The following is a 3,910-nucleotide window of genomic DNA, read 5'->3' on the forward strand; positions in this document are numbered from 1 at the left end:
GGGGAGGGAGAGGGTGGGGGGATCGCCGCCCGGACCCGAGGGGAGACATGGCATGCGCATAACCTGCCCCCTTTGCGGCACCCGCGACCGGCGTGAGTTCACCTATTACGGCGATGCGGTCTATTCCGACCGCCCGGCTGACGGCGCGCCCGTCGAGGCGTGGGACGACTATCTGCATCTGCGCGACAACCCGGCGGGCGAGACGCGCGACCTCTGGTACCACGAGCTTGGCTGTTCATCCTGGATCGAGGTCACGCGCAACACCGTCACGCATGAGATATCCGCGACCCGCCTTCTGACGGACCGCAAAAAGCCCGCGAAGGTTAGGGGGAAGGCGAAATGAGGATCGCGGGCAAGGGGCTGATCGACCGCGCCAAGACGGTCGGGTTCCGCTTTGACGGCAAGGACTATACCGGGTTCGAGGGCGATACGCTCGCCTCGGCGCTGCTGGCCTCGGGTGTCAGGGTTCTTGGCCGCTCGTTCAAGTATCACCGCCCGAGGGGCGTGATGACGGCAGGGTCGGAGGAGCCGAATGCGCTGGTGACGGTGGGCAAAGGCGCGGCGCAGGTGCCAAACGTCCGCGCCACAATGCAAGAGATCCATGACGGGCTTGAGGCGCGGGGGCAGAATGTCTGGCCCTCGGTCAATATGGACGTGATGGCGGTCAATGACCTGATGGCCCCATTCTTCAGCGCGGGTTTCTACTACAAGACCTTCATGTGGCCGCGCGCCTTCTGGGAAAAGCTCTATGAACCCGCGATCCGCCGGGCGGCGGGGCTTGGCGCGCTGTCGGGCAGGCACAACGATGAGGCCTACGAAAAGGCATGGGCGCATTGCGACCTGTTGGTCATCGGCTCTGGCCCCGCAGGCCTCATGGCCGCTGTGACGGCAGCGCGGGCGGGGGCGGATGTGATCCTTGCCGAGGACGACCACCTGATGGGCGGGCGCTGTCTGGCCGAGACGTTTGAGATCGCTGGCAAGCCCGCCGCCGGTTGGGCAGCCGGGATCGTGGACGAGCTCGGGGCGATGCCGAATGTCCGGCTGATGACGCGGACCACCGTCACCGGCGCCTATGACGACGGCACCTATGGCGCGCTGGAACGTGTCGGCCTGCACGTCGCCAACCCGCCGAAGGATCTGCCGCGCGAATGCTTCTGGCGGATCGTCGCGAAACGGGCTGTACTTGCCTCGGGTGCCCATGAACGCCAGATCGCGTTTTCCAACAATGACCGGCCCGGCATCATGACGGCAGGCGCGGTGCGCGCCTATCTGAACCGCTGGGGCGTGGCGCCCGGCCATGCTGTCACGATCTTTGCCAACAACGACGATGCCCATAAGACCGCCCGCGACCTTTCCACTGCCGGGGTCCGAATCGCGGGCCTGATCGACGTGCGCGAGGATGTCGAGGTCGCCGACGATTTCCCGGTCTATGCGGGCTGCCGGGTTATCGACACGGTCGGCCGCAAGGGGCTGCGCGATGTGGTCATCGCCGACAAGTCTGGCCAGATTTCGCGGATTGTCAGCGATTGCCTTGCCGTCTCGGGCGGCTGGAACCCCGCGCTTCATCTCACCTGCCACATGAACGGACGGCCCGTCTGGCGCGAGGATATCGCGGCCTTCGTGCCGAAATCCGGCATGGTGCCGGGGCTGGAGGCAGCGGGCAGCGCCAATGGCGCGTTTTCCACCCGCGCCTGCCTTGCCGAAGGTGTGGCGGCGGCAGAGGCCGCCTTGGAAGCGCTTGGTCGCAAGCCGAAGAAGGTGGCCATGCCGGAGGCCGAGGATGGGGCGATACGCATGCGCGCCTATTGGGAGGTGCCGGAGCCCAAACACCGCGCATGGCTCGACTTCGCCAATGATGTAACCACAAAGGATGTGCGGCTGGCGGCGCAGGAGAACTTCCGCAGCGTCGAGCATATGAAGCGCTACACGACGCAAGGCATGGCGCCCGATCAGGGCAAGAACTCCAATGTGGCGGCTTTGGCGATCCTCGCCGATGCGACCGGGCGCGGCATCCCGGAGACCGGGACGACGACATTCCGCCCTCCCTACACGCCCGTCTCTATCGCCGCGATGGGCGCGGGCGGGCAGGGGGCTGGCTTTGCGCCGCAGCGCTTCACCACCTCGGACAAGGCCGCCCGCGAACGCGGCGCGCCGATGATCGAGGCCGGGCTCTGGTACCGCCCCTCTTACTTCCCGCGCCCGGGTGAGAAGATCTGGCGTGACAGTTGTGACCGCGAGGTCATGCTGGTGCGCGACCGGGTCGGGGTCTGCGATGTCTCGACCTTGGGCAAGATCGATATTCAGGGTAAGGATGCAGGGCGCTTCCTCGACCTCGTCTACACCAACACCTTCTCGACACTGAAGCCCGGCCGAGTGCGCTATGGGCTGATGCTGCGCGAGGACGGGCTGATCATGGATGACGGCACCACGGCCTGTCTCGGTGAGGGGCACTACCTGACCACCACGACCACAGCGGCAGCGGGTCCGGTAATGCGGCATCTGGAATTTGTCCAGCAGGCGCATTGCCAGGGCTGGGATGTGCGGATGATTTCCGTGACCGAACAATGGGCGCAGTTCGCGGTCGCGGGGCCTTTGGCGCGCGAGCTGCTGAATTCGGTGCTGGAAGAGCCGATCGACGTGACCACGCCGCCCTTCCTTGGGGTCACCGACGTCCGGCTGATGGATGTCGCGGCGCGGCTCTTCCGCATCTCCTTCTCAGGTGAGCTTGGCTATGAACTCGCCGTGCCCGCGCGCTATGGTGAGGCGCTCTACCGTGATCTTGTCGCCCGCGCCGAAAGCCTTGGCGGCGGGGCCTATGGAATGGAGGCGCTTAACGTCTTGCGCATCGAGAAGGGATTTATCACTCATGCCGAGATTCACGGCCGCGTCACGGCTTTCGATATCGGCATGAAGGGTATGGTTTCGGGCAAGAAGGATTGCATCGGTAAGGGCGCGAGCCAGCGCCCCGGCCTGACCGGCTCCGAACGCGAGCAACTGGTGGGCCTGCGTCCCATTCCGATGTCGCGCGAAATTGGCGCGGGGGCGCATCTTTTCAATGAAGGGGCCGATCCGGTACGGGTGAACGATCAGGGCTATGTCACCTCGGTCGGCTATTCACCCACGCTGAAAACCTGGCTCGGGCTCGCCTTCCTGAAAAACGGCCGCGCGCGTCATGGTGAACGTATCCGCCTTGTCGACCATCTGCGGGGGGTGGATGTGATCTGTGAAGTGATGAATCCGGTCTTCTTCGACCCGGAGGGAGGACGCACTCGTGCCTAGCCTGATCGAGAAAACCGCCTGTGACGGTCTGCTGCCCGTCACCGAAGCTGGTGTCACGCTGAGCGAATGCGGACCTGCGCGCATCACCTCCATCGCGCCCTTCGCGGGTAAGGAGCGGGCCTTGGGTGCGGCACTGAAAGCCAAGGGGCTCGGCTGGCCGAAGCCGGGTCAGTCGCTTGCGAAGGGTGAGGCCCGGATCGTCTGGACCGGTCGCGATCAGGCCTTCCTGATCGGCGCGGTGCCCGAGGGGCTGAGTGGTGTTGCAGCGCTGACCGACCAGTCGGACGCATGGGCGCGGATGCGGCTGGAAGGGCCGGGGGCCGAGGCCGTGCTGGCCCGTCTTGTCGCTTTGGACCTGCGCATGGCCGACTTCCCGAACGGCAGCACTGCACGGACTGGCCTTAACCATATGATGATGGTGCTGTGCCGGACTGGCGATGAGGCGTTCGAGATCATGGTGTTCCGCTCCGTGGCCGCTTCGGCGGTACACGAACTTCACCAAGCCACGAAAGCACTCGCCGCCCGCACCGCCGCGCACTGACCTGCCGCAGCAAGGGGGGCGCTGCCCCCATCCCCGCAGTCACGCGGGGATTCCCCCGGAGTATTTTAGAACAGAAGAAGCTGACATTCC

At 65.4% G+C, this 3,910-nt stretch carries 3 protein-coding genes; all 3 read left to right on the forward strand.

Going from position 1 to position 3,910, the window contains the following annotated elements; translation table 11 throughout:
- Positions 1-52: 52 nt before the first annotated feature.
- The 3 genes from WBB85_RS05860 to WBB85_RS05870 are packed head-to-tail and all read left to right on the forward strand — an operon-like array spanning position 53 to position 3,820.
- A complete protein-coding gene (locus WBB85_RS05860; protein ID WP_432637696.1) occupies positions 53-343 on the forward strand; it encodes a sarcosine oxidase subunit delta in 291 nt (96 codons plus the stop codon).
- Entirely contained in the window at positions 340-3,279 is a 2,940-nt protein-coding gene (locus tag WBB85_RS05865; RefSeq protein ID WP_432637697.1) for a sarcosine oxidase subunit alpha family protein, read from the forward strand. The genes WBB85_RS05860 and WBB85_RS05865 overlap by 4 nt, the downstream gene beginning before the upstream one ends.
- The gene (locus tag WBB85_RS05870) at positions 3,272-3,820 is read left to right on the forward strand and encodes a sarcosine oxidase subunit gamma (RefSeq protein ID WP_432637698.1); all 549 of its coding nucleotides are present in this window, start codon (positions 3,272-3,274) and stop codon (positions 3,818-3,820) included. Before WBB85_RS05865 ends, WBB85_RS05870 begins: the two co-directional genes overlap by 8 nt.
- Positions 3,821-3,910 lie beyond the last annotated feature (90 nt).

Source organism: Albidovulum sp. (assembly GCF_049646345.1).
Lineage (GTDB): Bacteria > Pseudomonadota > Alphaproteobacteria > Rhodobacterales > Rhodobacteraceae > Albidovulum.